The organism is Nostoc sp. UIC 10890, assembly GCF_054786515.1.
Map to the genome: position 1 here is coordinate 4601900 of NZ_JBSGKF010000001.1, position 26764 is coordinate 4628663.

Here is a 26764-nt window from a genome sequence, read left to right on the forward strand (position 1 = left end):
AATAACTATGCCCAATTCCCAATGCCCAATTAAACCTTAATTTTGGCGAATAAAGACTCGTATTGTTTTATTGCTGATGGAGGTAAGGGAAGTAAAAATTCACTTTTATCGAAAACTTTGCGATCGCTCTGTAAGATGCTCAATAATGGTTCTTGGATATCGGAAGCGGCAATACTTGTAGAAATTGGTGAATTACTTTTGGTCAGCACCGAAATTTGTTTAGCTGTACTTGGTTGCCAACAAAAATCAATCCATTGATCTGATAAAGTATCCTTAGTAATACCTGTCGGACGTACCCACAAATCTGCCCACATTGCTGTTCCTGACTGGGGGATAACTGCGCCGAGTTGCGGATAACGTCCCAAAACTGGCAGTACATCGCTTGACCAACCAACCGCTAGCCAAGTGTCTCCCATAATTAGGGGTTCCAAATAGTGATTGGAACTGTAGAATTTCACCTGTTGATTTAATATCTGTAATTCTTTTTCCAAGTCTGGTACTTGGTCAAGATTCTCTGTGTTATAGGATTTTCCTAGCTTCTTTAAGACCAGGCCAATAACTTCTCGTGGTTGATTGAGTAGGGAAATGCGCTGCTGCATTTCATCTCGCCACAAATCACTCCAATCATTGGGTGTCCATCCCAAATTTCGGAACTTGTCACGGTTATAAACAATCACCGTGCTACCCCAGCGGTAAGGTGCACCCCACACCTTTCCTTGAGTATCTAAGTTACCTTGGTCGTTGCGCGTTACTAATTTCTTCCACCTTTCATCTAAAGCAGACCACTGTTTTAATTGGTTTCCCTGTACTTCTTGGAGTGGTTGAATCAATTTCTGCTCAATAGCTGCTTTTAGCCAGTAATCTCCCAATGTCACTAGGTCTGCCTCAGCTGCTTTTTGACCTTGCCTAAAGGGTATAAAACGACTCCATCCCTGCTCATCAGTACTTTTCGGTTTCTGCTGCCAATTTTGTAATTGCTGAAATAAATCCTGTAACTGCTCGACTGGGGAAAACTTTAACTGCACCTGTTGCTGCAAACCGTTGTGGAACTGATTCACCACCTGACCAGGTATAGAACCTTTTAATAACTGCACTTTTAGTTGTGTCTGCTTGTTTCCACCACAGCCAAAAAGCAGTTGTGAAAGTGCCAGCGTACTTGTACTTAGCAAAAAAGACCGTCGATCCATTGATTTTGGATTTAAAATTTTTGATTATACCTAATATTAATAGGAGTGACACAAAACTATAAGCGCTCTGGGGCAATACCCTGCGGGTGATGCTCCTTCTCTGCGAGACGCTGCGCGAACGTCGCTACCGCTGCGCTAACACTGAAAGCGTTATCGTCAGAGTAGCCGCTTTGCGTCTACATGAATTACCCCTACCTGAAAATCATTCTTTTTAGCTATTGTTTGCGTAAGTCCTGATTAAGTAGAGATTTACCAGAGGCTGATTAGCTGAAAAGTAGAGTTGGAAAATTACCAGTATTTTTTATTGGTAATACGTATAAATTTGAAGATTTTACTCAACTTAGCAAGTTTGTCAGCAAATCACTACCTAAAGATTAATTTTTCTCCATAAATTTCCTTAGTGGTACTCATGGTCAAACTTTACTTATATTTAAAATTTCCACCAAAAATTATCAATACTTAAATAATCCATAAGTATTGTTAAGGTTGGGAGCAAATTGAATAACATAGAGAAAATGTACGGATACAGGGTATTAAATGGAGCCATTACAACAGCAGATCCTGACTTTAAGCGAAAAACTGGATGCCCTCTGCCAAGTGATTGAGCAACTTGATGTTAAAGTTACTCAAGCTTTCTCAGAGTGTTCTCTAGCGAATACACAAGCAAAGGATAATTATCAGGAAAATGGCTCGATTGGGGGCTACCAGTTCAAAGGACGTATCAGTTTAAATCCAGAAATGGAACACAAGGATGTATTGACAGATGGCATTTATCTAGACATGCATCGTCAAGCTGGAGATAACATAACACCAGAAATTCAAATACAACGACTGACAGCGCAATTAACAGCAGCATACAATCGTATTGCTGCTTTAGAAGAACAATTACTTAGAGAGAGAATTCATTGAATTTAACCTGAGTTTGACGAATTAAAAAATGTCTAGAGGTCGGGAAGACAAGCCTTTAGGCTCAATGTCGAGTGATGGCTTTGTAGGAATATATTAAGTATAAATAACTAATTCAGCCATCCAATTGATAAACAAGTTAAACACACTATTACATATATCTACGTAATAGTGTGATATATCTACCTATAAACCAATACAGTTCAGTTAAGCATCTTATTGCTCGCCTCTATTTGAGACAGTTCTACAATAAAAGTAAAGACATCAACGTTGAACTAACCTAATGGGTGTACCTGAAATAAACCCAAAGATACCAATGCCTTCACCAAGCCTCTACGAAACTGATTTTTACGCTTGGACACAGGAACAAGTAACTTTACTTCGTAATGAGCAGTGGAGTCAGATTGATCTGCAAAATCTGATTGAGGAGATTCAATCTTTGGGTAAACAGCAACGTCAAGAATTGCGAAACCGTCTAAGTGTGTTGATTGGACATTTATTAAAATGGCAGTACCAGTCTCAACGCCGTAGCCGTAGCTTGTTAGCAACACTCCGTATTCAACGCTTAGATATTGCTGAACTGCTCGAAGACAATCCTAGCCTCAAACCCTACCTTGAAGAAGCACTTCGCAAAGCCTACCTTAAAGGTGTCGAATTAGCTGTTGGAGAAACAGATTTGCCCAAGCGGACTTTTCCGGTAGAGTGTCCTTACAGTTTGCCAGAGATTGTAGACTATGATTTTTACCCCGGTGAACCAAGCAAGTTAGTAGATGAATCAGAACAGTAGTTTGAAATTAAAGTAAATCTTCTTCAGATAGCTGGGCTATTTTCATCAAGGCTTTCAAGGTTCCAACTTTCAAATCTTGATTACGATGAACAGGAATTGACAGAATTTTTTGTGCTTCAGGGTTTTCGTAAATATGATGACTGCCAGTAATTCTTTGCAAAACCCAACCTTTTTGCTCCACAATCTTACAAAGTTGCTTGCCAGAAATCGATTTCATACAGCAATTTCAACAACTTGATCTGTTGACTCAATTGCATTACGACTGTTGGCAACTTCAAGCCAACCTTCAATAGCATCTTTTAAATTAGCCATTACTTCTTCTATAGTGTCTCCTTCGGTAATACAACCGGGAAGCGCGGGAACCTCTGCCCAATAACCGCCTTCTTCTGCTGGATGAATGATTGCTCTAATTTTCATAAACTTGTTGAGCTAGTTTGTGAGAATATTCTAACGACGATACCTGTTTGCTCTTAACTGTGGCTATTCAAATTAATGTTGCTACGGTTCAAAAAATAGCTGCTTCTGCGATCGCTCTCCATAGCAGAAGTAGTTAGGTTTGAGTATAAACAAATGTTTGGCTTCCTGTTATCAACCGAATCTCAGGCAAAGGCGATCGCACTAATTATTATAAAAGTTGAGGGTTAATTGCAAGATCGTCAGTGAATAAAGACAGTTGAACTCCTACCTTAAGCCTTCTCTGGTTTCCTACATTTCTAAGTCGCTTATCTGCTCTGTACACATTCTCAATTATGGGTACTGATTGTGGTGTGTGTTTAGGGAGTAAAAGCTCGAAAGCAATACGAACAGCTTCCACTGGATGCTTCTCTTGATAACGAATCTGATTAGCTGTTAGTCGGCTGATGGCTGAGTAATCCATCAACGGACGAGTATCATAGTGGTCTCGAAGCGATACATTCCGAGATAATTTGTTTTGTTCTCGGATCTCTCTTGCCTTTAAACCTTGCAAAAGCTTGTTCATTGCATCATGAGTATCGGAAAAAAGCTTCGGACATAGACAATGATGCTTTTGACCGTATTCTGTAATTGCGGATTTTAGTTCAGGATATTCCTCAAGCCGTAGAATCTCTCTAACGCTTAGACGCACTCTATGCGCCTCAAATTCTAGCTCAAAGTTAGTTTCTACTGGGCATGAAGAGCGATCGCTAGATTTCCATCCAGTTTTTTTATGGATGAAAAGTCGCATCCCAAGATGTTCGATCGTACCCAATGTTTGTTGAGCTTTGGCTTGACTTTCTTTGTTTACCTGTTTTGAGTATGAGGCATAGTACTTAATAATCGCTGCACAAAAACCATCTGACAGAATATTTCGCTTTTCAAAATCAAAGTACCCTGGGAGAGTTAGATCGTATCCAGCAAATGGTTTTAGGCATACTGGCAAAGAATTGTTCAAAGGATCAGCCTGCTGCACTCTTTTCACCCATCTTGAGATTCTTGGCTGTCGAACCCCTACAAACCTCGCTAGTCCAGACTGAGACATCCCAGATTGACCTGTGGCTTTAACTGCAAAGTACTCTGCACCATCAGGATCTATATGGCGCAGTAGGTCATCTGAGCGGCTATCTCTGCCACCAAGTTGTGCTGCAAGTTGACGCATGGGGATTCTCCTTGTATTTGATTAACTTTGATTGATGACACGGGTAGCTAAACCTTAATTTGTGCGGTTTCCATTGGTTAAAAAATGTGAAGTAACTACATTTTTATCGCTCAAATATTCTGCTTGAATTGAAGCGAAAGAACCACGTCCTATTTGTTGCCATCTGCCTTCTCTAGCTCCTCGACGCAATTCAGTAGATAAAGAATTTCTAGCACGCACATACTCATCATTGTTCTTTGTAATAAATACCGCTCGTGCAATGTCATCAGCAGTCAGAGCCTCTTTACGGCTATTCAAAACAATTTCAGCTACCTCTGCTAACGTTTTGTTTGCAAATTCAGTCCGTAGCATTTCTTTCGGAGAACGCTTGTTATCATCTCCAACCCCATATTTGGCATTGTCGGTAAATGTATTGTTGTTTGTTTGACTTTGGTTGGACTCTCCGTTAGAACTGTCATCAGAGTTAAGCATTATAGAGGTATCTTGATTCAGGGCATCGGTATTAGCCTTCTCGTGTATGTTTAATATCAACTTAAAATACTCAATGTCAGCTTGTAGCTGAAATACACGTACTTCAGCTTCAGTCAGGGCAGACATTTTCTCTTCTATTTGCTTGTTTAACCAACTAATGTGTTGTTGACGGGCAGTATCGTAACTCATAAGCTTGCCCCTAAACAAATATACTGGTTTTCAAAACAAGCATAACAAATAAAAAACAAAATAGGTATATCAAAGTTTATTTAGTTAAACAAGTTTGTTAGTTAAACAACTAATCAAACCACAGCTACACAACGTAGACGTTCAGTAGCTTGCTGTAGGCATCACATCTTGCATTTATATTCAAAACATCGCAGTGTTGATTGGCTGTTAACGTGTGTAGGACTGTGCCATAACAAGACTGGGAACAACACGGTAATGTTTCACATTGAATGTACAAAGTGTTGCACCTTGCCCAACAGCACAAGCAGCTATCAGCGCATCTAACAACCCTAAACTGTGAGATAAATGGTAGGTCGTAAAGTCAGACAAGGCGCGAGTCAAGTCAGCCTCAGTAGCCCAGACTACAGGTAGCGGCGCAACCAGTTTTAAAGCATTACTCAATTGTTGCTTGTTTTGAGAATCCTGAATCAGTTCCATGACTACAAAGCTGGGCACACTGGGCAACTCTGATAAACTGGCAAACCAAGTTATTGCAGGAGCATGACCTCGTTGAATATCAATCAAAACGTCGGTATCTAGCAAATACATCAACTTTACCTATTCTCGCTCACGGGTTTGGGACTCATGACGTAACTTGCGAGCGTATGCTTGACTATCTGTAATATCAGGTCGTGAGTTTATCACACCTTCGCTCTGCCAATAAGCAACGAGTTCGGCTCCTGTCTTGGGAGGATTTGCTACAACCTGTCTCACAGAAAGAATCCGAAGAATGTATTCAGAAATAGGAAGGTTCAGCCGAGAAGCTTCAGTAAAAAGCTCGTTTTCTAGCTCTGGTGGCAAATCAAGATTAATACTCACTCTGGTTGTCCTCTGTAGGTTTGGTTCTTAATTGATAGAAACTTGAGCAAAACTTATCAAACAATAGCCGCCTCTGGAATCGCACCCTGCATTCTCCCGAAAGCATCAATCAAATTCTGCAATTGCTGATCTGCTTTAAAAACTCCTAAACCGCGCACCGTAACTTTACCAGGCGAATACACAAAGCGCGTTTTGAGATTTTCTGGTAAATTAGCAGCCAATAAATTCCAAGCAGGTTCCTCCATTGGCGTTTCTAAAACAACGTGCTGCTTGTTTTCTGGTTTAATCCGGCTAAATCCAAGTTTTTTCGCTAGCTGTTTGAGTTCCATAACTCGCAAAAGTTGATTTGCAGAGACTGGTAAAGTACCATAGCGATCGCACTTTGCATTTTAATCAAAACGTCGCAGTGTTGGGTGGCTGTTAACTTATGTGGCAGTACAATTGCTAGTCTTTGCTGATTTCGACTAACGTTTCACCTGTTCGTAAAAGTTCTAGTGCTTGTAGCAAAGTGACATTCAAAATTTCTTGCAACCGAGCAGATTATGTGTTTTCGCAAGTTAACCAGATAATCTGCGGTGGTGTTCCCAAACGCTCAACCAAGTCAACAAAGTCGCTATCCTTGGTTATCAAGATAACTCCTTGAGCTTTTGCTGCCTCAAAAATCTCAAGGTCTTCAGCATCTCTCAGACCAACATCACGTAAAGCTAAAGCTGTTATACCAAAAGTATTGCTGATCCAAGTTGCGATCGCAGGGGATAAATGTGCATCTACCCAGATTGTCATGCTACTAACACTGGATGATTAAGCTTCCGCGAAGCATATAGTAGTGCTGCTTTGAGATCGTCGGCTTCAAGATCAGGCATTTCTTCTAAAATTTGTTCTGCACTAAGTCCAGCAGCAAACAAGTCCAGTACATCTGATACCCGAATTCTCATGCCCCGAATGCATGGGCGACCACCACATTGTTTGGGATTAACTGTAATTCTTCTAAGTAAGTCTGACATAGGTTTTCACTTGATGACTAATCTTTTTCTACTGATCAAACAACAGCCGCCTCTGGAATCGCACCTTGCATTCTCTCGAAAGCATCAATCAAATTCTGCAATTGTTGATCTGCTTTAAAAACTCCTAACCCGCGCACTGTCACTTTACCAGCGGGTTCTTCCATCGGTGTTTCTAAAACAACGTGCTGCTTGTTTTCTGGTTTTATTCGGCTAAATCCAAGTTTTTTCGCTAGCTGTTTGAGTTCCATGACTCGCAAAAGTTGATTTGCAGGGACAGGTAAAGTACCATAGCGATGTTTGCGACGGACTTCTCTACGAGAGGCTACGCCTTGAAATGCTAAACTCCGCCTTCTAACTCCTCTAGGTCATCTGCTGTCAGTGGTGCTTGGCCACTGTGGCGCACATACAACACATTAACTGTAGTACCTCGAATCGTAAAAAGTATTCGGTATAAGTTTTTGGCTTTCCCATAAAGGAGTTGACGTACTTCTTCTGGAAAAATTTCATGTTCGACTGCTAAAGCACAACGTTGGGGCTTCTCTTGTAAGGTAGCAATAGCATTCATCAATCCTCGAAACCAACGATCAGCAAATTCAGGATTCCGCTCTCGATACCAGCGATAAGTTTGCTCAATCTGAGTTTCCGCGATTGGGGTAATCTCAACCTGAAATGCCATACTTTTGCTGCATTTCTTGGAAAAAATCCCCAATGGGGCGAGTTTGACCAGCGTTGAGTTCCTCGAAACCTTGTCCAATTCCAGCAATTGTCTCCAACTGATCAATCAGTTGGCGTAATTTGGTAGGGTCAATTTTGCCAGGATCTAGAAAGGTAACAAGAACTTGAGAGCGATCGCTAATATCTTGTGGTAGCTGGGTGAGGTGAATTTGTCCATCCTGATAAATGCCTTCGATAGTTTTTATCATGAATTGAATTTGGGTTGGTATTTCCTTTAATTATACTAACTATACTCAAAGGGCTAGGTCTGAAATTCTTGCCTACTCAAGTGTCAAGCATCTTTATAAACTTCTCTACGATGCCCTACTCTGACAACAGTTACGACTAGGACATCATCATAAATCTGATACAAAATCCGATAATCTCCTACCCTGATGCGATAACGATTTTCACCATTTTTTAATTTGCCGACACCATCAGGGCGAGGATCAAGAGCTAATTGTTGAATTTTGCTCTCTAGCCTTTCTTGAATATCTATGGGTAGCTTTTTGAGTTGCTTAGATGCATTTTTGGAAATCTCTACTCGGTAGATCATGCAGTTTTTTGCTGATGTTCTGACCAAGTTAAAGTACCATTTTCTGCTATATCTTTTAATCCCTCTTCAAATTCTCTTTCGTCGGACTCGTCTTCCTGTTTACGGATTTTCAACAGTGATAAAATCTCTTGCAATGTATCGTCATAAGCCAGTTCTAATTGTTCATTAATAGCCTTGATTAATGCTTGCCTTTTAGTTGTAGTTTCCATGTTTCCACTCTTTTCAACTGATCGTCATTGTCTATGCTTTGAACACCTTATTTTACTCTAAAATACTTCTCAGTCAGTTTGAGATATGTTTTCACTTGATGACTAATCTTTTTCTACTGATCAAAGAACAGGCGCCTCTGGAATCGCACCCTGCATTCTCCCGAAAGCATCAATCAAATTCTGCAATTGTTGATCTGCTTTAAAAACTCCTAACCCACGCACCGTCACTTTCCCAGGAGAATATACAAAACGCGTCTTGAGATTGTCTGGTAAATTCGCCGCCAACAAATTCCAAGCGGGTTCTTCCATTGGTGTTTCTAAAACAACGTGCTGCTTTTGTTCCGGTTTTATTCGGCTAAATCCGAGTTTTTTCGCTAGCTGTTTGAGTTCCATGACTCGCAAAAGTTGATTTGCAGGGACAGGTAAAGTACCATAGCGATCGCTCCACTCGGCTGCAATTAGCTTTAATTCTGATTTAGATTTGGCTGTAGCTACCGCCCGGTAAGCACTCATTTTTTGATCCAAATCGGTAATGTAATCTGCGGGAATAAATGCTGTCAGGTTGAGGTCAATCTGGGTATCCTCCACTTTCGGAATTTCTTGTCCGCGGATTTCCCGAATTGCTTCTTCTAGCATTTCCATATACAAATCAAAGCCGATGGCGTCCATTTGACCAGATTGTTCTGCACCTAGCAAGTTACCCACGCCTCTAATTTCCATATCGCGCATCGCTAGCTGATATCCAGAACCTAACTGAGTAAATTCCTGAATTGCTCGTAATCGTTGCCGTGCCGCATCAGATAACGTCCGCTGTTTCGGATAAAATAACCAAGCGTGAGCTTGGATACCTGCACGTCCCACACGACCGCGTAACTGATACAACTGTGATAACCCAAAGCGGTGAGCATCTTCAATCAAAATAGTGTTGACTCGCGGAATATCCAAGCCAGATTCAATAATTGTCGTACAAACAAGGATGTCTGCGTCGCCATTGCTGAAAGTGAGCATGGTTGACTCTAACTCACTTTCATCCATTTGACCGTGAGCGATCGCAAATCTAGCTCCCGGTATCACTTCTCGTAAATTTGCTGTTGTCTCTTCAATTCCATCTACTCGTGGAACTACATAAAATACCTGTCCACCTCTGTCTAATTCTTGACGAATCGCAGTGCGGATACTTTCGGAATTAATCGGTGACAGATGGGTTTTAATCGGGCGTCTGGTTGGGGGTGGCGTGGTAATCAAACTCATTTCCCGAATTCCCGACAAGGACATATACAAAGTCCGGGGAATGGGAGTGGCTGAGAGGGTAAGCACGTCCACTTGAGTTTTCAGGCTTTTAATTTTCTCTTTCTGGTTCACCCCAAACCGCTGTTCTTCATCTACTACCAATAGTCCTAAATCGCGGAATGTCACACCTTTACCTAAAATTTGGTGTGTACCAACCACTACATCTAATTCACCAGTTGCCAATCGCTTTTGAATATCACGGCGTTCTTCAGCGGAGCGAAAACGGTTGAGTAAACCGACATTCACAGGGTAGGGTGCAAAACGTTCTTTAAGTGTGTGGTAGTGCTGCTGGGTTAAAATAGTCGTCGGCGCAAGGAGTGCCACTTGTTTACCGGCGGTAATTGCTTTAAAAACAGCACGAATCGCCACTTCTGTCTTCCCAAAACCGACATCGCCACAAACTAAGCGATCCATTGGGCGATCGCTTTCCATGTCTCTTTTTACATCTTGGACAGCTTTGAGTTGATCCGTTGTGGGTTGGTAGGGGAAAGAATCTTCCAGTTCCTCTTGCCAAGGCATATCACCTGGAAAGCTAAAACCTTGTTGTTGCGATCGCGCTGCATACAGTTTCAACAAGTCCACCGCCAGTTTCTTAATGGCTTTGCGGACTTTATTCTTGGTATTTTCCCAAGCTTTACCAGTCATCCGATTCAGTTCCGGTGCTTTATCACCTGCGGCGCGGAACCGGGATAAAGCACCTACTTGATCGGCTGCAACTCTGAGTAACCCATCAGCATACTGCACCACCAAATAATCACGGGTTTCGTTATTAATCGCCAAACTTTCCAGCTTGACAAATTTGCCAACACCATGATTTCTGTGAACTACATAATCGCCTGGACGCAGCTTATTGGGATCAACTTGCTTAGAAGTAGCTTTGTGGCGCTTGCGGATATAGCCGGGAGTCGCCAAGGAATGCTGCCCAAAAAATTCCCGATCTGTAACGATTACTAAACGGTACGTAGGCAGGATAAAACCTTCTAATTCTGCAAGCCCAGAATATTTTAGGGCTATGGGAATATGGTTGATTTGCAGCTTATCAATCGCTTGGTAGTCGCGGGGATTCGGGATAAACTGAGCCGGACAATCATGTTCTTGTAACAGTGAGACGGAACGCGAAGGTTGAGCAGAAAGCAGCCAGATAGAAAAATTGCGATCGCGTTCTTGGCGGATGGTTTCAGCTAGTTTAGCAAACTGGTGTGGCGTGGCTGGAACAGGACGGCTAGCAAGATTTATCCCACTATTTTCTTCTGAAAGTTCCGATAAATATAATGTTTTAAACTTGGCAACATCAGCCAAACAATCATCAAACGAACGGTGGATTTTCGGCAATGTTACGGGAGTAGACGTAGATTCTTCCCCATTGCCCCTAATCCCCAGAGGGGGCCCCGAGTTCCCCATTCCCCATTCCCTATTCCCTACTCCCCATTGTTCTTGGGCATTTTCTACCCAGCGATCGCTATGAGCATGACACTGCTCTGGCTCATCAATGGCAATCAGGGTATTTTCTGCTAAGTAGTTTAGCAGAGATGCTGGTTGCTCGAACACTAACCCCAAAAAGCGACGGCTACCCTCAATCAGCGATGAGTGCTGAGTGCTGGGTGCTGAGTTAAATTCTGACTCAGCACTCAGCACTCCAAACTCAGCACTATTTTTCAGTGCAGCCATGACGATGGGAGTAAAGCTAGTGGGGGTAAGAATTAACTGGTCAACTTTGTCGAGGGCGGAACGTTGGGTTGCGGGGTCAAATTCCCGTATTTGCTCAATTTCATCACCAAACCATTCCAACCGGACTGGAAACTCAGAAGAAACCGGGAACACATCAACAATATCGCCCCGCCGACTCCATTGCCCTTCCATTTCCACCAAAGGAACTCTTTCGTACCCCAAAATAGTTATTTTCTCACTGAAGGCATTCAAGTCTAATTCCATCCCTTTTTTCAGGGTAAGACAGAATTGCTCAAAAGCTTCTGGTGGTGGCAAATGAGGTTGCAGCGCCCCTTGAGTAGCCACAATTGCTAAATTTGTCCTTTGTCCCTTGTCCTTTGTCATTTGTTCTTGGTTTGTTTCTAATGACAAATGACTAATGACTAATGACTCTTGAATTTTGAGTAAATCCGCCAATACCTGCATTTGCCCCCAACTCATCTCAGTTTCCGGGTCAAAAGGTTCGTAGGGAGAAGCCTCGGAGGTGGGGTAAAAATGTACTGTTTGCCATCCCATTGCCTCCAGTTGTGCGTAAACGCGTCCAGCTTCTTCCAGAGTGGCGCAAACTACGAACAAATCCTTGCCCTGAGCCTGTGCTAATGCCGAAGCCACCAGAGATTTGGGCAGTCGGGGAATGCCATTTAACCGCAATTCTTGTTGTCGATTCAGCTTAGAAATAAATTCAGTAGTGAGCGACGATCGGCCTAAGGCACGCACAATAGAAGAAAATGACATAAGTACTACTAGCGATGGGAGTCTTTGTGGATCAGCAAGTCTTGAGGCAGTTTATGTCAACTATTTTAAAAGTGTTAACAGCCTTCTTATTCCTTCGGTGGAAGAATAATCTACAGCGACTAATAAACTTAAGAACTATAACTATTACTTTGTGTACAGTCAAAGCATTTATCAAAACACCTTTAATACTAGATACTAGGGATTGAGCTACGTTCGCTCTGATAAGCGGCAATTTTAAACATGTCCTCCATCACTTTTGAAATTTTAATCATTTTGGTGCTAATTATTGCCAATGGCGTGTTTTCTATGTCTGAGATGGCGATCGTCTCGGCACGGAAAGTTAGGCTACAGCAGCTTGCTAATCAAGGAGATGTCAAGGCAAAGGCAGCATTGAAACTAGCAGAGTCTCCAAATCATTTCCTGTCAACTGTTCAAGTGGGTATTTCTCTGATCGGTATCCTGACTGGTGCTTTTGGAGGAGCAACAATTGCCAACCGACTGGCAGTCTATGTGCGACTTATACCCTTGTTAGCACCTTATAGTGAACCGCTATCTTTCGGAATAGTGGTTTTGATTATTACCTATTTATCACTCATTATTGGCGAATTGGTACCGAAGCGTCTGGCGTTAAATAACCCAGAAAGGATTGCATCGATTGTAGCTATTCCAATGCGTGCCTTATCGGCGATCGCTTCTCCAATGGTTTATCTCTTAAGTGCTTCTACAGATTTGATCCTGCGATTGCTGGGAATTACAGCTTCTACGGAGCCGCAAGTCACCGAAGAAGAAATTAAAATCTTAATTGAGCAAGGCACTGAGGCAGGAACTTTTGAGGAAGCTGAACAGGATATGGTGGAGCGAGTCTTTCGTTTAGGCGATCGCCCTGTCAGCTACTTAATGACACCCCGTCCCGATATTGTTTGGCTCGACTTAGACGACTCTGCCGAAGAAAATCGCCAAAAAATGGTTGATAGTGCCTATTCTCGTTATCCAGTTTGTCAGGGGGGACTTGACAATGTGCTTGGTGTTATCCCTGTCACCGATTTATTAGCTAGGAGTTTCCGAGGAGAACCACTCGACTTAACTATCGGATTGCGCCAGCCCGTATTTGTGCCAGAAAGCACCCGTGGCTTGAAAGTTTTGGAATTGTTCAAGCAAACCATTACTCATATGGCGTTGGTAGTGGATGAATACGGCGTGATTCAAGGATTAGTCACTCTTAACGACATCATGAGCGAAATCGTGGGTGATGTTCCTTCAACAGATGGACAGGATCAACCACAAGCTGTACAACGTGAAGATGGTTCCTGGCTTTTGGATGGGATGTTACCTGTAGAGGAGTTTTTGGAACTTTTCGGTATGGAAGAGTGGGAATCTGACGAACGCGGCAGTTATCAAACACTAGGCGGTTTTGTCATCACCCATTTAGGACGTATTCCTGCCGCCGCAGATCATTTTGAATGGCAGGGGATGCGAATTGAAGTGATGGATATGGATGGTAACCGCGTTGATAAAGTGCTAGTCGTACCAAAGGCAAGTAAATCAGCGGATACGAGAAAATCTGACTAGCGATTGGCTTGGGGCATTGGGCATTGGGCGTTTGACGATTATCAAGTCATGCTGTGTGCAACTTTTACTTAAACGGATACAAGTCCCTACATTGATTTATAGGGATTGTTAATTTTGAATTTTGAATTTTGAATTCGGAGCGAAGCGACGTGACTGCTGCTGTCTTTTTAGAAAACGTCTACAAGTTTTACAACAATGTACCTGTAGTCAATGACCTGTCATTCAAAATTGAAGCGGGAGAGATATTTGCTCTACTTGGCCCGAATGGTGCGGGTAAATCAACCACAATTCGGATGTTGACTACACTCACGAAACCGTCCCAAGGACGGATAGAAGTAGGTGGATATGATGTGATGAGCCAAGGAATGTTGGCAAAACAGAGTATTGGCGTAGTCTTGCAACAAGTCAGTGTGGATAATGATTTAACCGTCTGGGAAAATATGGAACTGCACGGAAGACTACATCACATTAGTAACCCGCAGCGACAAAAATTGATTAATCAATGGCTAGAGTATGTTGAGCTAACAGAAAAACGCGATGATTTGGTAAAAACCCTGTCTGGGGGTATGAAACGACGGTTGCAGATTGCGAGAGCTTTATTACATCAACCACAAATTTTGTTTTTGGATGAACCAACGGTAGGACTAGACCCCCAAACCAGGCGACGCCTCTGGGAAATTATTCGGGATTTGAATAAACAAGGGATGACGATGCTACTGACGACTCATTATATGGATGAGGTCGAATATTTGTGCGATGCTTTCGGCTCTACCAAACCAGGACGCATCGGTATTATGGATAGCGGTAAGCTGATTTCTTTGGGAACTTTACAACAACTGCGTTCTGCTCACGGTGAAGGTTTGGTGATGAAACAATTAGGTGTGTCTGATGTGGGAAGTGATGGCGCTCGTAGTTGGGAATATCTGTTTTTCCCATCCTTGGAAGCAGCAAATATCTACTTGAATGAACAGCCCGATAAAACCGGAATGATGGTGCGTCCCTCTAACCTGGAAGATATTTTTGTGGAATTAACGGGACGCCAGTTAGATTAACGAACTTTGGGGGTTTAAGTCCCCAACAAGACAGGCAGACCGTTTTGGGTCGGGGTCTAAATCCCCGGACGCTCTCTACGAGACGCTAAAAGCGTAGCTTGCTTCTCTGAAAGAGTACGCGGACTCGCTACCGCAAAACGTAATTGCGTTAGCGGAGCGGGGCGTTAGCCCATTGCGAATTGCGAATTGCGAATTGTTTTAACCTCATCCTCCTAACTGTCGCAGCATGGTTTCTACCCTTTCTACGCCATCTGAGTCATTGCGTCGCTTGTACAAGTCACGGGCTTTCTGAAGCAAGCTGTTTGCTTGTTTGGCTTGTCGTCGCTGTTTATACATTGAACCCATCAATTCATAAGTCTGGGCGTTGTTTTTATCCAAGTTGATTGCTTGCTCATAAGCCCAGGTAGCAGCAGTGTAGTCTCCCATGCGCGATTGCGTTACAGCCAATCCTAAATAGGCGTTAACGTTGTTACGGTTCAGTTGTATAGCACGACGGTAGCCTTCCTTTGCCCCAGGCGTGTCGCCCAAATTGGCTTTGATGTAACCCACAGCGTAGAAAAAATCACTATTGTTAGGGTTGATGGCGATCGCACGACGATAAGCTGTTAATGCTGCCTGGTAATTTCCCTGTTGAGCGTATAAGTAGCCAATACCTGAATGGATTTTCGCATTTTTGGGATCTAGCCTAGCTGCTTGCTGATAAACCGCGATCGCACCACCATAATCACCACCATCTACTAACCTCCGTCCTTCTTCTAGTAGTTGCTTTAACTCTGGGTTTTTGGCTTGCGCCACTAATACCTCAGCCTGAGCTACTGAAGGTATGGTGAAGGTAAAACATCCTAGTAACACCACACTAAACACGAATGATGTTGGCTTGTACACAGTAAATTTCCTGAAATTTTAGAGGACTTTTTTTCTTGTACATTAAAACAAAAATATGGACTTTTGAAAACTGTATTTCTTCGTATTAATTAAGATGTCAATATTTCATCCACTCTTTCCTTTACAATCAGCACTACATAACAGAGTTTTTACTGAAGGATAAAGTGTAATACCAATTTAATGTGAAGCTGCACTAAATGAGTAACTCTCTATTCTTGGCGCTCTTGGCATACTTGGCGGTTCGTTTAATATTCTATGCATCTTCATAGAGAATTGGTATAAGATATCAAGTTTCAGATGAAGTTACCCTACATATAAATCAGTACAAACGCGAAATGACACTGTTTTTCGTCAGTAGTTATACGTGTTTCCTAGAAATCCCAACAGCCATCTGACTTAATTCTAGATATTGATTTGCCAAGCTTACAGGCTTTGAGATTCATTCCTGTTTTTTATTGAGTTTAAGAATTTGCTGACTCTGTATCAAACTTGGCTCATCTTTTTAGTCTTTGATACTACTCTTTGAGAAGTAATGATCCAGGCGTTAACATCCTTTTTTTGTCATTACACGGTAAGATAAACTTAATCAGTCAAATGTTCCATTATGTCCTAGTTTCTGTTGAGGAAAATATTACAGATGCAAACGCGATCTGAAATTGTGTGAAAAACATTCTCTCACACTTATCTTCTGTAATCGAAGTTACAATCGCTAAAGTATTTGGATAAACACTTTGATAATAAATATCAACTTATATTCTATCTAGGAGGCTAATTTATGATTATAACTACCACTGATGTAATTCAAGGAGCCATGATTGAGTCGTATTTAGGCATTGTGACAGCAGAAGTAGTCTACGGCAGCAATTTCTTGCGGGACTTTTTGGCTGGTATTCGAGATATTATCGGTGGACGCACTGCTAGCTATGAGCGTCTATTTGAGCAGGGTCAACGCAAGGCATTAGAAGAATTAGAACAACGAGCACAACGTTTAGGAGCTAATGCTGTGATCGGGATTGAAATTGATACTGGCACAATCAATCTTGACCAGTCAGGAGTTCTTTTGCTGATTACTGCCACAGGCACAGCTGTGAGGATGCGTTCAAATAATTCGTAATTTGTAAAATTCGTAATGACGCTCCCGGATTTACTAATTGGCAATTCAGTTTTGTATTAAGTCTAATTGCATAGACAATTAAAGCTAGTTTCTTGTAAAAGTTAATAATTTAATCCTAATTTAAAAATTCTCATATTGATAATTTCTAAATCATTATTTCAGACATTAAAAAATACTAAATTTTATTAAAACTTGTTAAACAAAAGTCTGTTTTTTATCACTAAAGATAGAGGTATTAACTCTTTCTATTGATAGAGATAAAAGCAGGTGATTTAGTTATTTAATCTTAAGCATAAAGATGAATATACCTGAGCAGGAACTTTGCTGAAAAAGCACTGGAGAACATAAACTATGTCATACGTAAATCGAACAGGCAATGACGTTATTCCTACTGACACTGTGGTAGCAGGTCGAGTAGCCGAATATCATGACCGTGTTCGCTGGGGGCCAATTATTGCTGGTTTGTTGGTTTCTTTAGCTACACAACTAATTTTGAGTTCTATAATTGGTGCGATCGCAGCTGGTACAGTGGAAGGTTCAGGTGCACCCAGATCAATTGCCCCTAACGTTGCAGGTAGTGCGGGGCTTTGGTCAACGATCGCTTTATTAATTTCCCTATTTGTTGGTGGTTGGGTTACAGCCCGTGCTTGTGGGCCAATGAATCGCAATACAGCGCTTCTTAACGGCGCAATTCTTTGGGCAACAACTTTGGCAGTTAGCTCATGGCTATTTGCAAGTGGAGTATCGGGTGCTTTTGGTGTTGCGGCTTCCAACGCCGGGGAAGTGATAAACCAGGTACAACAGCAAGGTGCTGCCCCCAATATTCCGCAAACAAACGTAACTGCTCAACAAGCTCGTGAGATTGCAGCAAATGTGCGTTCGGGATTATGGTGGTTTGTGTTTGGTTCGTTATTGGGTTTAGTAGCTGCAATGATGGGAGCCGTAGCTGGTGCTCGCAGCCCCCGGACTAACAATTACACTGCTTAAAGAATTGTTTGAAAAATCAAATGTTATTTATTTTAAATTAAAGCACCTTGAAAAAAGGTGCTTTTTGTTGATTATTTAAGCCTGGCGTTTGTAGCGTCCAATTAATTCTGCCGTTGCCAAAATATGATTATCAATTGCTGCTAAAAGTTGGTTTTTGTTAGCCCCTGCTGATAAACCCAACTTTTTATCTATGGCATAAAGTTTGAAAAAGTAGCGATGAATGCCACTGGGTGGACATGGCCCACCGTAACCAAACTTGCCAAAATCATTTTTTCCCTGGACTCCGCCATTGGCTAGAGTTTTTACAGTCGCTATATGTTCTGGTAATTGGCGAACTGTAGCTGGAATGTCGTAAACAACCCAATGAACAAATGTCTGTTCAGGTGCATCAGGGTCATCAACAATTAATACTATGCTTTCTGTTCCTATGGGAATTTCATCCCAGAGGATGGGTGGGGAAATATCTTCACCGTCACAGGTGTATTTAGCAGGAATTAAATCATTCGCGTCAAAGGCAGTGCTTTTCAATTTCATGGTTTTCACCTCTTTTTTGGATTTACCACTACTAGTCTGTCAAGTTGAAATTGCTGGATGAGCCAGTTTTTAGTAAGTAATTTAGTCCTTACTAAAAACTCCCAAAACTAGCAAGCAAAGTACTACTACGCGGGCTTTAATTCATATATTCATTCTCCATTATTCATTAATTCCTCCTTTTTTATATAGCAAATAGTAACTTTAGTTGTATATCCAAAGTTAAGCATTAGCCTTTAATGTTTCTTTCTAAAGAGCCATGAATATAGAAGATTTGATAGCTAAATTTGAAAAGTCAATGAATTGATTAAATCGAAAACTGATATCGGTTTTCTATATCGATTTGGAACATATCTTATCTGTTAATATCCCGCTTCTAAAAGACATTTCCGTTGGTTAGAAGCGGGATATTTTACATGGCTATTTTTTTAAATTCAATGAAATACAAACTTTACTATCACAAATTACCATTTCAGATATGAACCCTCAATTCCCTCTTCACGGCGAATTTTGCCATCTTTTTCAAACCAAGCAATTACTTGTTGCGTTGTCAAATCTTCAATAGCAACACCGTATTCTTGGGCGATATGCTTCAAAAGCTTAAGTGATGAAATTGTCAATCTTGTTAAAAATTTTTCTGGCGAAGATAACAAAGCCGCGTCAACTTTTGCTGACTCTTCCAGGGTTAAAAATTGTGCTGATGGTTGCTGTGGTGGTATATCCATAAATGCTATCTCAAATTTAGTTGGGCATTAGTTATTAAAAAAAGGACAAACGACAAAGGACAAATCACTAATGACGAACTTGTACCAAATACCCACAACGATGTTCACCATCAATAATCCAGTGGGTACGTTCTACAGTACAATCTGGTAACACAGCAGCAAACATTTCTAACTCGTGACCACAAATGCTGGGGAAAGACTCGGCAACGTTAGAAATGGCACAGTTATGCTCCATTAAGATAAAGCGATCGCACTCGAAGGAGTCATTCACATCAACAGAGTGATACTCTGCCATGAAGCCTTCGGCTTTTCTGAACTCTACTAAGTTAGCTACTCGTTCCCGCAGTGAACCATTACCCAAGCGATCGCGGTATTCTTGAGCTTTGCGCTGCCACTGTTTCTCTAAAATCGATTTAAATTGGTCGTGTCCCACCGTTTCGGCTAAGGTGTCTAGCAGCGAAACCGCAAAATTGCCGTGGCCATCACCAAAGCGATCGCTCATTGTGCGGTGCAAGCGATCGCGTCCTTGACGACTCAGTTCATAAATGTGCTGCGGACGCCCCATCCCCGCCGCCTGCATTGATGTCGCATACAAAACTAGCTCCTCCGTCTCCAAATCTTTGAGATGGCGACGAATCGCTTGTGGGGTAACGTCTAAAACTTCAGCTAGCTCCAAAGCCGTTGCTTTTTCGTGTTTGTGCAGATACTCTAGGATATCTTGCTTGGTTGAGGACTGGTGGGTAGTCGCCATCTTCGGGTGCGAGACGTTCAGCGAACGCCCCAAAAATTTCTTTGAAAATTTGACTTTGACAACATTGTTGTTGTTAATTTAGCGTAAAATGAAGATACATTAAACAACAAGGCTGTTGTTTTACTCTCCACCACTATTCTAGCAGGCGTGTAACCATTCCGTAACGGGAGATGGGAATCGGTTAGCCACAGCCCGTCTCCCATCCTAAAAGAGTTCCGAACACGAGAGATTATTACTGATGAGTGCCACTGTCAAAACCTTAGTCAACCAACCCTACAAGTACGGCTTTGTCACCGACATTGAAGCCGACACTATTCCGCGTGGACTAGACGAGGACGTTGTTCGCTTGATCTCCTCTAAAAAGAACGAGCCGCAGTTCATGCTGGACTTTCGCCTCAGAGCTTATCGCCAGTGGCAAAAAATGACGGAACCAACTTGGCCAAATGTCAAGTATCCGCCAATTAATTATCAGGATATCATTTACTACTCAGCGCCAAAACGCAAGAAAGAAAAACTAAACAGCTTGGATGAAGTTGATCCAACCCTTTTAGAAACCTTCGAGAAATTAGGCATTTCCCTATCTGAACAGAAGCGACTGGCAAACGTCGCCGTTGATGCAATTTTCGATAGCGTCTCTGTCGCCACTACATTTAAAGAAAAACTAGCGGAAGACGGTGTTATTTTCTGCTCGTTTTCCGAAGCGTTACAAGAACACCCAGAATTAATTAAAAAATATCTAGGTAGCGTTGTTCCCATCGCTGACAATTATTTTGCCGCCTTGAACGCCGCCGTATTTAGCGATGGTTCCTTTGTCTACATTCCTAAAGGCGTGAAATGCCCAATGGAACTGTCTACCTACTTCCGCATCAACTCTGGTGACACGGGACAATTTGAGCGGACTTTGATTGTCGCCGAAGAAGGTAGTTATGTTTCTTACCTCGAAGGTTGCACCGCACCAATGTACGACAGCAACCAGCTGCACGCCGCTGTTGTGGAACTCGTCGCCCTCGACAACGCCGAAATTAAATATTCCACCGTCCAAAACTGGTACGCTGGCGATGCTAACGGTAAAGGCGGTATTTACAACTTTGTCACCAAGCGCGGTTTATGTCAGGGCGTAAATTCCAAGATTTCCTGGACTCAAGTAGAAACAGGTTCGGCAATTACTTGGAAATATCCCAGTTGTGTGTTGGTGGGTGATAACTCTGTGGGTGAGTTTTACTCGGTAGCGCTGACAAATCATCAGCAGCAAGCCGATACCGGCAGCAAGATGATTCATGTAGGCAAGAATACCCGCAGCACAATTATTTCTAAAGGAATCTCCGCAGGTAATTCTAGTAATAGCTATCGGGGTTTGGTGAAAGTCAATCCGACGGCGAAAGGGGCGAGAAATTATTCCCAGTGTGACTCAATGCTGATTGGGGATAATGCTCACGCGAATACTTTCCCCTACATCCAGGTGCAAAACAACACTGCAAAGGTGGAGCATGAAGCTTCTACTTCCAAGATTGGGGAAGATCAGTTATTTTATTTCGCTCAACGAGGTATTTCTTCAGAAGATGCGATTTCGATGATGATTAGCGGCTTCTGCAAGGATGTTTTCAATCAGCTACCGATGGAGTTTGCAGTGGAAGCTGATAAGTTGTTGAGTTTGAAGTTGGAAGGCAGTGTTGGATAGTGCTTGTAGTCAGTTGCTAGGAACCGAAAAAATTAACGCTTGTAGTCAGCACTTTAACGCTTTTCTCCAGCACTAAAGTGCTGACTACGAACTCAAAAAGAAGAGAGAAAACATGATTATTGAAAATAGTGAAATTGTGCTGTCAGTAAAGAATCTGACGGCTAATGTTGATGGGACACCGATTCTTAAAGGTGTGAATCTGGATGTGCGATCGGGTGAAATCCATGCGATTATGGGGCCGAATGGTTCTGGTAAGAGTACCTTTTCTAAGGTGTTGGCTGGACATCCGGCGTATGAGGTAACTGGCGGTGAGGTAATTTTTCAGGGACAAAATCTCCTGGAATTGGAACCCGAAGAACGCGCTAGAAGTGGTGTATTTTTGGCGTTTCAGTATCCCTTAGAAATTCCGGGTGTGAGCAATTTGGATTTCTTGCGGGTGGCGTACAATTCTCGTCGCAAGGCGCAAGGTTTAGAGGAAATAGACGCCTTTGATTTTGACGATTTGATTGAAGAAAAGCTGGATGTGGTGAAGATGAATCCTAGTTTTCTCAGTCGCAGTTTGAATGAAGGGTTTTCTGGTGGTGAGAAAAAGCGGAATGAAATCCTGCAAATGGCGCTGCTAGAACCAAAGTTGGGAATTTTGGATGAAACAGATTCGGGTTTGGATATTGACGCGCTCCGAATTGTGGCGAATGGGGTAAATCAATTGGCAAGTCCAGAAAATGCCACAATTTTGATTACTCACTACCAGCGGTTACTCGATTATATTGTGCCTGATTTTGTGCATGTGATGGCACAAGGGCAGATTATCACCAGTGGCGGTAAAGAACTGGCGTTGGAATTAGAGTCTCGCGGTTATGACTGGGTGCTGGAAGAATTTGCAGCTGCTGGGGTGGGTGTGTAATGAGTATTCAAGTATCTCCTAGTCCAATACCTAATTCAAATGCAGTCAGTTTGACATCGATGTTAGATAGAGATGATTATCTGGCTGGGTTGTTAAATCAAGTAACGGCAAATAAAACAGAAGGTTGGTTGCAGGAATTACGCCAAAGTGCTGCTAATTGGGTACGTCACTCGATTATTCCGACTACCCGCGAGGAAGAATGGCGATTTACTGATTTTTCGTCTCTGCGAAAGGTGCAATTTAACGTAGAGACGGTAAATCATGCGTCTTTGCAATTTGATATTTTGCCAGAAGCGGCTAATAGTCGTTTGGTATTTGTCAACGGCGTTTATGCGCCAGAGTTATCAGCAGTTACAGATTTACCATCTGGAATTGTGGTGAGTAATTTGGCTGGCTTATCTGCGGTTGAGCAGGAAGGTGTACAGCAATATTTAGCTCAAGCTGAAGGAGCGCAGGAAGTTTTTACTGCTCTCAATACGGCTGGGATAACTGATGCAGCTGTGGTGTGGGTGAAGAAGAATGTGGTAGTTGAAACGCCAATTCATTTGGTGTTTATTTCGGTTGCGGGGGAGACGGCGACGATTTCGCAGCCGCGTTGTTTGGTGGTGGCGGAAAGTGGTTCGCAGGTGAGTTTGATTGAAGAGTATACGAACCGCAAAGGTGCAGAGAAAGAGGGAGTATATTTCACCAATGCAGTTACGGAAATTTGGATTGCTGACAATGCCCAAGTGAGCCACACTAGAGTTGAGTGGGAAGGTGCAGAGGCTTTTCATATTGGCAAGACTGCGATCGCACAGGCTCGTGATAGTCGATATACAAGTCATGCCATAACTTTAGGTGCAAAGCTGTCTCGGCACAATTTGGAGATTTTGCAAACTGGTGAGCAGACACAAACTACTCTCAATGGTTTGACGATAATCTCTGGTAAACAGTTGGCTGATACTCACAGTGCGATCGCACTCAACTATCCCCACGGTACAAGTGAGCAATTGCATAAATGTATTGTAGGCGATCGCGCTCACGCAGTCTTCAATGGTAAGGTTTTTGTCCCCAAACCAGCGCAGTTGACAAATGCAGCCCAGTTGAATCGCAATTTGCTGCTATCATCGAAAGCCAGAGTTGATACCAAACCCCAATTAGAAATTACAGCCGATAATGTCAAATGCGCTCACGGTGCTACCGTTAGCCAATTGGAAGATGATGAAATATTCTATCTGCAAAGTCGAGGAATTGATGAAAACGATGCTCGGAAATTGTTAATTAACGCCTTCGCTGCTGAAGTCATCAACAAAATACCAGTTCCATCTCTCCGAGAAATCCTATTAAACACAGTCAATAATCTTAAATCTCTGACGAATGACGAATGACGAATGACAAATGACAAATAACTAATCTACCAATGACTTTCACCTCTACCAAAACCCTTGCTGATAAAGTTCGCACTGACTTCCCGATATTGCATCAGGAAGTCAATGAGAAACCCTTGGTTTATCTTGATAATGCTGCGACATCGCAAAAGCCTTTGTCCGTATTAAATACCCTACGGGATTATTACGAGCAATATAATGCTAATGTGCATCGCGGTGCCCATACCCTGAGTGCTAAAGCTACCGATGCTTATGAAGGTGCTAGAGATAAAGTTGCCAAATTCATCAATGCTGCATCGCGTCAGGAAATCGTCTACACCCGCAACGCAACTGAGGCGATTAACCTAGTAGCCTACAGTTGGGGAATGAATAATTTGCAGCCGGGAGATGAAATTATTCTCTCGGTAATGGAACACCACAGTAATATTGTGCCTTGGCAATTGGTGGCACAAAAAACGGGTGCAGTCCTGAAATTTGTAGAATTAACACCAGAAGAAACTTTTGATTTAGAACAGTTTAAAAAGCTGATTTCTGACAAAACAAAATTGGTGTCGGTGGTGCATATTTCCAATACGTTGGGTTGCATTAACCCAGTAGCAGAAATTGCTGCGATCGCTCACAAATATGGTGCTAAATTCTTAGTTGATGCTTGCCAAAGTGTTCCTCACTACCCCATTGATGTGCAGCAGATAGATTGTGACTGGTTGGTAGCATCTGGTCATAAAATGTGTGCGCCAACTGGGATAGGATTTCTGTATGGCAAGTTGGAATTGTTAGAATCAATGCCACCATTTTTCGGTGGTGGTGAGATGATTGCAGAGGTGTATTTAGACCATTCCACCTACGCAGAATTACCGCATAAATTTGAAGCTGGTACACCTGCAATTGGGGAAGCGATCGCACTTGGTGCTGCAATAGATTATCTTAGCAATATCGGCATGGATAAAATCCACGCCTACGAAGCAGAATTAACAGCTTATTTGTTCCAACAATTAGAGCAAATTCCCCAAATTAGAATTTACGGCCCCAAACCAAATGCTAAAGGTGAAGGGAGAGCCGCTCTTGCGTCATTCACCGCCGGAGAAGTCCACGCTAATGATTTATCTACATTATTAGATCAAGAAGGCGTTGCTATCCGTTCTGGACACCACTGCACACAACCATTACACCGTTACTTAGGTCTTCCTGCAACCGCACGAGCAAGTCTATCTTTCTACAACACCCGCGAAGAAATTGATACTTTCATCAAAGTACTGAAAGAAACTCTCGACTTTTTTGCAGGTTTTCTTGCTTAAAGTTACAAAATATTTAGATACTAATTGTGCCAAATATCAGCAACATATCTTGCTAATAGTTGGCACAATTTAATTATCTGGACTTTAATGAACGCAAGGGCGATAACATTCAAAAAAATTATGGTATTGTCATCACTAAAACTAACTGTAAGTTTCTCAAGCTGATTGGGCAAGTGCTTGAAATTGATTTGGGCGAGTATTATATTAATGACATAGGTAAAATCATTAGGATTTTATCTAACATCCTGATGGAAAAAGGATTGTAATATGCTTGTTAAGTTAACCCTTGCAGAACAAAGAACAGTCTTAGACAACGTTAGCTGGGAAACTTTTGAAGCCTTACTGAGAGATACAGGTGAGGATAGAGGCTCTAGGTTTGCTTATGACTGCGGTGTTTTAGAAATCATGACTCCACTTTTTGAACACGAAAATCCTAAAATTCAGTTTGACCGATTGATATTCGCTTTAGCAGTGGAATTAAAAACTAAAATTAGAAGTGCTGGTTCTACAACATTAAAACGTAAACCAATAGCAAAGGGAATAGAACCCGATAGTTGCTATTATATTCAAAATGAGCCACTAATTAGAGGTAAACAAGAATTAGATTTAACAACAGATCCAGCACCAGATTTAGCAGTTGAAATTGATATTACTAGCAGCTCTGTTAATAAATTTAATATTTATGCAGCTTTAGGTGTCGGAGAATTGTGGAGATATAACGGTGAAATTTTAAAATTTTATCAATTAGTAGAAAGCGAATATATTGAAATTAAGTCGAGTATTGCTTTCCCTCTAATTTCTGTTAGTGAAATGAATAGATTTATCCAGAAAAGTAAAACTATGGATGAAATTGATTTGGTTCAATCCTTCCATGCTTGGGTGCAGGGAAAGATAGCTTAAAATTATGAATTAATTACGAATTACGAATTACGAATTACGAATTATTTTAATATGCTTGTCAAGTCAACGGTTGGTGAACAAAGAACAGTGCTACATAACATTAGCTGGGAAACCTTTGAAGCCTTGTTGAGAGATACAGGTGAAGATAGAGGTTCTCGGTTTGCTTATGATTGCGGTGTTTTAGAAATCATGACTCCACTTTTTGAACACGAAAACCCCAAAAGTAATTTTGGTAATTTTATTATTGCTTTAGCTGAAGAATTAGGGATTGAAGTGAGAAGTGCTGGTTCTACAACATTGAAGCGGAAAATATCAAAGCGGGGAATAGAACCAGATACTTGCTACTATATCCAGAATGAACTAGCTATTAGGGGTAGGCAAACTTTAGATTTAGAAACAGATCCGCCGCCTGACTTAGCAATTGAGATTGACATTACCAGTAGTTCAGTTAACAAGTTTGGGATTTATTCAGCGTTGGGTGTAACTGAACTTTGGAGATATGATGGGCAGGATTTAAAATTTTATCAGTTGATAGAGGGGCAATATGTAGAGTGTAACTTTAGTATTGCCTTCCCTATAGTATCAGTAAGTGAGATAAGTAGATTTATTGAGCAAAGTAAAAGTATGGGAGAAATTGCTTTGCTTAAATCATTTCGCGCTTGGGTAAGGAATAAAAGAAAAATAGATATTTAATGCTCAAATCCTACTATCTTACAGTTATTATGAAAACTTATTATGGAAACTCTAAATTTAAAAATATAACAGTATTTTTACTGAA

At 41.8% G+C, this 26764-nt stretch carries 31 protein-coding genes and 2 pseudogenes; 13 read left to right on the forward strand and 20 right to left on the reverse strand.

Annotated features, from left to right (window positions below; all coding sequences use genetic code 11):
• Positions 1–29 precede the first annotated feature (29 nt).
• Positions 30–1187: an extracellular solute-binding protein gene (locus ACWATR_RS19050; RefSeq protein ID WP_460335652.1), complete on the reverse strand. Its 1158-nt coding sequence runs from the start codon at positions 1185–1187 to the stop codon at positions 30–32.
• 537 nt (positions 1188–1724) lie between these two features.
• Between ACWATR_RS19050 and ACWATR_RS19055 the strand changes: the two genes are divergently transcribed.
• Positions 1725–2096, forward strand: a complete 372-nt coding sequence (locus ACWATR_RS19055; protein WP_420759781.1) for a hypothetical protein — start codon at positions 1725–1727, stop codon at positions 2094–2096.
• A 313-nt stretch (positions 2097–2409) separates the two neighbouring features.
• Positions 2410–2880, forward strand: a complete 471-nt coding sequence (locus tag ACWATR_RS19060; protein ID WP_460335656.1) for a DUF29 domain-containing protein — start codon at positions 2410–2412, stop codon at positions 2878–2880.
• Positions 2881–2887: 7 nt separating this feature from the next.
• Here ACWATR_RS19060 and ACWATR_RS19065 read toward each other — a convergent pair whose 3' ends face one another.
• The 15 genes and pseudogenes from ACWATR_RS19065 to mfd all read right to left on the reverse strand — a co-directional run bounded on the left by ACWATR_RS19065 (position 2888) and on the right by mfd (position 12228).
• On the reverse strand, positions 2888–3097 hold the full coding sequence (locus tag ACWATR_RS19065; RefSeq protein WP_460335659.1) for a type II toxin-antitoxin system HicA family toxin: 210 nt from the start codon (positions 3095–3097) through the stop codon (positions 2888–2890).
• The gene (locus tag ACWATR_RS19070; protein ID WP_104908349.1) at positions 3094–3297 is read right to left on the reverse strand and encodes a type II toxin-antitoxin system HicB family antitoxin; all 204 of its coding nucleotides are present in this window, start codon (positions 3295–3297) and stop codon (positions 3094–3096) included. Before ACWATR_RS19070 ends, ACWATR_RS19065 begins: the two co-directional genes overlap by 4 nt.
• 208 nt (positions 3298–3505) lie before the next feature.
• Positions 3506–4495, reverse strand: a complete 990-nt coding sequence (locus ACWATR_RS19075; protein ID WP_460335664.1) for a hypothetical protein — start codon at positions 4493–4495, stop codon at positions 3506–3508.
• Positions 4496–4549: 54 nt separating this feature from the next.
• Positions 4550–5155: a hypothetical protein gene (locus ACWATR_RS19080; protein ID WP_460335667.1), complete on the reverse strand. Its 606-nt coding sequence runs from the start codon at positions 5153–5155 to the stop codon at positions 4550–4552.
• A gap of 207 nt (positions 5156–5362) precedes the next feature.
• On the reverse strand, positions 5363–5743 hold the full coding sequence (locus ACWATR_RS19085; protein ID WP_460335670.1) for a PIN domain-containing protein: 381 nt from the start codon (positions 5741–5743) through the stop codon (positions 5363–5365).
• Positions 5744–5752: 9 nt separating this feature from the next.
• Positions 5753–6013, reverse strand: coding sequence for a hypothetical protein (locus ACWATR_RS19090; RefSeq protein WP_460335673.1), 261 nt, complete (start codon positions 6011–6013; stop codon positions 5753–5755).
• Positions 6014–6069: 56 nt separating this feature from the next.
• Positions 6070–6390 (reverse strand): annotated as a pseudogene (locus ACWATR_RS19095) (TRCF domain-containing protein); the annotation flags it as partial.
• Between the two features lie 163 nt (positions 6391–6553).
• Positions 6554–6796, reverse strand: a complete 243-nt coding sequence (locus tag ACWATR_RS19100) for a DUF5615 family PIN-like protein (RefSeq protein ID WP_460335676.1) — start codon at positions 6794–6796, stop codon at positions 6554–6556.
• Positions 6793–7017, reverse strand: a complete 225-nt coding sequence (locus tag ACWATR_RS19105; protein ID WP_460335679.1) for a DUF433 domain-containing protein — start codon at positions 7015–7017, stop codon at positions 6793–6795. The genes ACWATR_RS19100 and ACWATR_RS19105 overlap by 4 nt, the downstream gene beginning before the upstream one ends.
• A gap of 35 nt (positions 7018–7052) precedes the next feature.
• Positions 7053–7310 (reverse strand): annotated as a pseudogene (locus ACWATR_RS19110) (TRCF domain-containing protein); the annotation flags it as partial.
• A 44-nt stretch (positions 7311–7354) separates the two neighbouring features.
• The gene (locus tag ACWATR_RS19115; protein WP_460335682.1) at positions 7355–7693 is read right to left on the reverse strand and encodes a type II toxin-antitoxin system RelE/ParE family toxin; all 339 of its coding nucleotides are present in this window, start codon (positions 7691–7693) and stop codon (positions 7355–7357) included.
• Positions 7677–7940 carry a hypothetical protein gene (locus tag ACWATR_RS19120; RefSeq protein ID WP_420760099.1) on the reverse strand — a complete coding sequence of 88 codons (264 nt, stop codon included), beginning with the start codon at positions 7938–7940 and terminating at the stop codon, positions 7677–7679. The genes ACWATR_RS19115 and ACWATR_RS19120 overlap by 17 nt, the downstream gene beginning before the upstream one ends.
• A gap of 83 nt (positions 7941–8023) precedes the next feature.
• Positions 8024–8287 carry a type II toxin-antitoxin system RelE family toxin gene (locus tag ACWATR_RS19125; protein WP_460335685.1) on the reverse strand — a complete coding sequence of 88 codons (264 nt, stop codon included), beginning with the start codon at positions 8285–8287 and terminating at the stop codon, positions 8024–8026.
• Positions 8284–8496, reverse strand: a complete 213-nt coding sequence (locus tag ACWATR_RS19130) for a hypothetical protein (RefSeq protein ID WP_460335688.1) — start codon at positions 8494–8496, stop codon at positions 8284–8286. Before ACWATR_RS19130 ends, ACWATR_RS19125 begins: the two co-directional genes overlap by 4 nt.
• 120 nt (positions 8497–8616) lie before the next feature.
• A complete protein-coding gene (mfd, locus tag ACWATR_RS19135; RefSeq protein WP_460335691.1) occupies positions 8617–12228 on the reverse strand; it encodes a transcription-repair coupling factor in 3612 nt (1203 codons plus the stop codon).
• A gap of 240 nt (positions 12229–12468) precedes the next feature.
• Between mfd and ACWATR_RS19140 the strand changes: the two genes are divergently transcribed.
• Entirely contained in the window at positions 12469–13797 is a 1329-nt protein-coding gene (locus ACWATR_RS19140; protein WP_460335694.1) for a hemolysin family protein, read from the forward strand.
• Between the two features lie 149 nt (positions 13798–13946).
• The gene (locus ACWATR_RS19145; protein WP_460335697.1) at positions 13947–14849 is read left to right on the forward strand and encodes an ABC transporter ATP-binding protein; all 903 of its coding nucleotides are present in this window, start codon (positions 13947–13949) and stop codon (positions 14847–14849) included.
• Between the two features lie 204 nt (positions 14850–15053).
• Here the strand turns inward: ACWATR_RS19145 and ACWATR_RS19150 are convergent, their stop codons facing one another.
• Complete coding sequence (locus tag ACWATR_RS19150; RefSeq protein WP_460335700.1) at positions 15054–15734, reverse strand: tetratricopeptide repeat protein; 681 nt, start codon at positions 15732–15734, stop codon at positions 15054–15056.
• 775 nt (positions 15735–16509) lie between these two features.
• Between ACWATR_RS19150 and ACWATR_RS19155 the strand changes: the two genes are divergently transcribed.
• Entirely contained in the window at positions 16510–16848 is a 339-nt protein-coding gene (locus tag ACWATR_RS19155; RefSeq protein ID WP_069072825.1) for a YbjQ family protein, read from the forward strand.
• Positions 16849–17199: 351 nt separating this feature from the next.
• Entirely contained in the window at positions 17200–17835 is a 636-nt protein-coding gene (locus ACWATR_RS19160) for a hypothetical protein (RefSeq protein WP_069072824.1), read from the forward strand.
• A 75-nt stretch (positions 17836–17910) separates the two neighbouring features.
• On the opposite strand, the gene ACWATR_RS19165 is transcribed toward ACWATR_RS19160, so the two are convergent.
• From ACWATR_RS19165 to sufR, 3 genes are all read right to left on the reverse strand, one after another.
• Complete coding sequence (locus ACWATR_RS19165; RefSeq protein WP_460335704.1) at positions 17911–18369, reverse strand: YbhB/YbcL family Raf kinase inhibitor-like protein; 459 nt, start codon at positions 18367–18369, stop codon at positions 17911–17913.
• Between the two features lie 461 nt (positions 18370–18830).
• A complete protein-coding gene (locus ACWATR_RS19170) occupies positions 18831–19091 on the reverse strand; it encodes a hypothetical protein (protein ID WP_460335707.1) in 261 nt (86 codons plus the stop codon).
• A 67-nt stretch (positions 19092–19158) separates the two neighbouring features.
• Positions 19159–19842, reverse strand: a complete 684-nt coding sequence (gene sufR / locus ACWATR_RS19175; RefSeq protein WP_460335710.1) for an iron-sulfur cluster biosynthesis transcriptional regulator SufR — start codon at positions 19840–19842, stop codon at positions 19159–19161.
• Between the two features lie 238 nt (positions 19843–20080).
• Between sufR and sufB the strand changes: the two genes are divergently transcribed.
• From sufB to ACWATR_RS19210, 7 genes are all read left to right on the forward strand, one after another.
• A complete protein-coding gene (sufB, locus tag ACWATR_RS19180; protein ID WP_460335713.1) occupies positions 20081–21520 on the forward strand; it encodes a Fe-S cluster assembly protein SufB in 1440 nt (479 codons plus the stop codon).
• 112 nt (positions 21521–21632) lie between these two features.
• Positions 21633–22424, forward strand: a complete 792-nt coding sequence (gene sufC / locus ACWATR_RS19185) for a Fe-S cluster assembly ATPase SufC (protein ID WP_460335716.1) — start codon at positions 21633–21635, stop codon at positions 22422–22424.
• Positions 22424–23791: a Fe-S cluster assembly protein SufD gene (gene sufD / locus ACWATR_RS19190; RefSeq protein ID WP_460335719.1), complete on the forward strand. Its 1368-nt coding sequence runs from the start codon at positions 22424–22426 to the stop codon at positions 23789–23791. The genes sufC and sufD overlap by 1 nt, the downstream gene beginning before the upstream one ends.
• A gap of 32 nt (positions 23792–23823) precedes the next feature.
• The gene (locus ACWATR_RS19195; RefSeq protein WP_460335722.1) at positions 23824–25086 is read left to right on the forward strand and encodes a cysteine desulfurase; all 1263 of its coding nucleotides are present in this window, start codon (positions 23824–23826) and stop codon (positions 25084–25086) included.
• A gap of 59 nt (positions 25087–25145) precedes the next feature.
• The gene (locus ACWATR_RS19200) at positions 25146–25352 is read left to right on the forward strand and encodes a hypothetical protein (RefSeq protein ID WP_460335725.1); all 207 of its coding nucleotides are present in this window, start codon (positions 25146–25148) and stop codon (positions 25350–25352) included.
• Position 25353: 1 nt separating this feature from the next.
• Positions 25354–25986, forward strand: coding sequence for a Uma2 family endonuclease (locus ACWATR_RS19205; RefSeq protein WP_460335728.1), 633 nt, complete (start codon positions 25354–25356; stop codon positions 25984–25986).
• Between the two features lie 51 nt (positions 25987–26037).
• Positions 26038–26679: a Uma2 family endonuclease gene (locus tag ACWATR_RS19210; protein WP_460335731.1), complete on the forward strand. Its 642-nt coding sequence runs from the start codon at positions 26038–26040 to the stop codon at positions 26677–26679.
• Positions 26680–26764: the final 85 nt, after the last annotated feature.

Coding starts and splice junctions, on each gene's coding strand:
- ACWATR_RS19070 (WP_104908349.1), bottom strand. CDS start 3,297: ATGAAAATTAGAGCAATCATTCATCCAGCAGAAGAAGGCGGTTATTGG.
- ACWATR_RS19105 (WP_460335679.1), bottom strand. CDS start 7,017: ATGTCAGACTTACTTAGAAGAATTACAGTTAATCCCAAACAATGTGGT.
- sufC (WP_460335716.1), top strand. CDS start 21,633: ATGATTATTGAAAATAGTGAAATTGTGCTGTCAGTAAAGAATCTGACG.
- ACWATR_RS19080 (WP_460335667.1), bottom strand. CDS start 5,155: ATGAGTTACGATACTGCCCGTCAACAACACATTAGTTGGTTAAACAAG.
- sufD (WP_460335719.1), top strand. CDS start 22,424: ATGAGTATTCAAGTATCTCCTAGTCCAATACCTAATTCAAATGCAGTC.
- ACWATR_RS19085 (WP_460335670.1), bottom strand. CDS start 5,743: ATGTATTTGCTAGATACCGACGTTTTGATTGATATTCAACGAGGTCAT.
- ACWATR_RS19210 (WP_460335731.1), top strand. CDS start 26,038: ATGCTTGTCAAGTCAACGGTTGGTGAACAAAGAACAGTGCTACATAAC.
- mfd (WP_460335691.1), bottom strand. CDS start 12,228: ATGTCATTTTCTTCTATTGTGCGTGCCTTAGGCCGATCGTCGCTCACT.
- ACWATR_RS19205 (WP_460335728.1), top strand. CDS start 25,354: ATGCTTGTTAAGTTAACCCTTGCAGAACAAAGAACAGTCTTAGACAAC.
- ACWATR_RS19120 (WP_420760099.1), bottom strand. CDS start 7,940: ATGATAAAAACTATCGAAGGCATTTATCAGGATGGACAAATTCACCTC.
- ACWATR_RS19140 (WP_460335694.1), top strand. CDS start 12,469: ATGTCCTCCATCACTTTTGAAATTTTAATCATTTTGGTGCTAATTATT.
- ACWATR_RS19195 (WP_460335722.1), top strand. CDS start 23,824: ATGACTTTCACCTCTACCAAAACCCTTGCTGATAAAGTTCGCACTGAC.
- sufB (WP_460335713.1), top strand. CDS start 20,081: ATGAGTGCCACTGTCAAAACCTTAGTCAACCAACCCTACAAGTACGGC.
- sufR (WP_460335710.1), bottom strand. CDS start 19,842: ATGGCGACTACCCACCAGTCCTCAACCAAGCAAGATATCCTAGAGTAT.
- ACWATR_RS19065 (WP_460335659.1), bottom strand. CDS start 3,097: ATGAAATCGATTTCTGGCAAGCAACTTTGTAAGATTGTGGAGCAAAAA.
- ACWATR_RS19060 (WP_460335656.1), top strand. CDS start 2,410: ATGCCTTCACCAAGCCTCTACGAAACTGATTTTTACGCTTGGACACAG.
- ACWATR_RS19050 (WP_460335652.1), bottom strand. CDS start 1,187: ATGGATCGACGGTCTTTTTTGCTAAGTACAAGTACGCTGGCACTTTCA.
- ACWATR_RS19155 (WP_069072825.1), top strand. CDS start 16,510: ATGATTATAACTACCACTGATGTAATTCAAGGAGCCATGATTGAGTCG.
- ACWATR_RS19100 (WP_460335676.1), bottom strand. CDS start 6,796: ATGACAATCTGGGTAGATGCACATTTATCCCCTGCGATCGCAACTTGG.
- ACWATR_RS19055 (WP_420759781.1), top strand. CDS start 1,725: ATGGAGCCATTACAACAGCAGATCCTGACTTTAAGCGAAAAACTGGAT.
- ACWATR_RS19115 (WP_460335682.1), bottom strand. CDS start 7,693: ATGGCATTTCAGGTTGAGATTACCCCAATCGCGGAAACTCAGATTGAG.
- ACWATR_RS19165 (WP_460335704.1), bottom strand. CDS start 18,369: ATGAAATTGAAAAGCACTGCCTTTGACGCGAATGATTTAATTCCTGCT.
- ACWATR_RS19170 (WP_460335707.1), bottom strand. CDS start 19,091: ATGGATATACCACCACAGCAACCATCAGCACAATTTTTAACCCTGGAA.
- ACWATR_RS19125 (WP_460335685.1), bottom strand. CDS start 8,287: ATGATCTACCGAGTAGAGATTTCCAAAAATGCATCTAAGCAACTCAAA.
- ACWATR_RS19075 (WP_460335664.1), bottom strand. CDS start 4,495: ATGCGTCAACTTGCAGCACAACTTGGTGGCAGAGATAGCCGCTCAGAT.
- ACWATR_RS19160 (WP_069072824.1), top strand. CDS start 17,200: ATGTCATACGTAAATCGAACAGGCAATGACGTTATTCCTACTGACACT.
- ACWATR_RS19130 (WP_460335688.1), bottom strand. CDS start 8,496: ATGGAAACTACAACTAAAAGGCAAGCATTAATCAAGGCTATTAATGAA.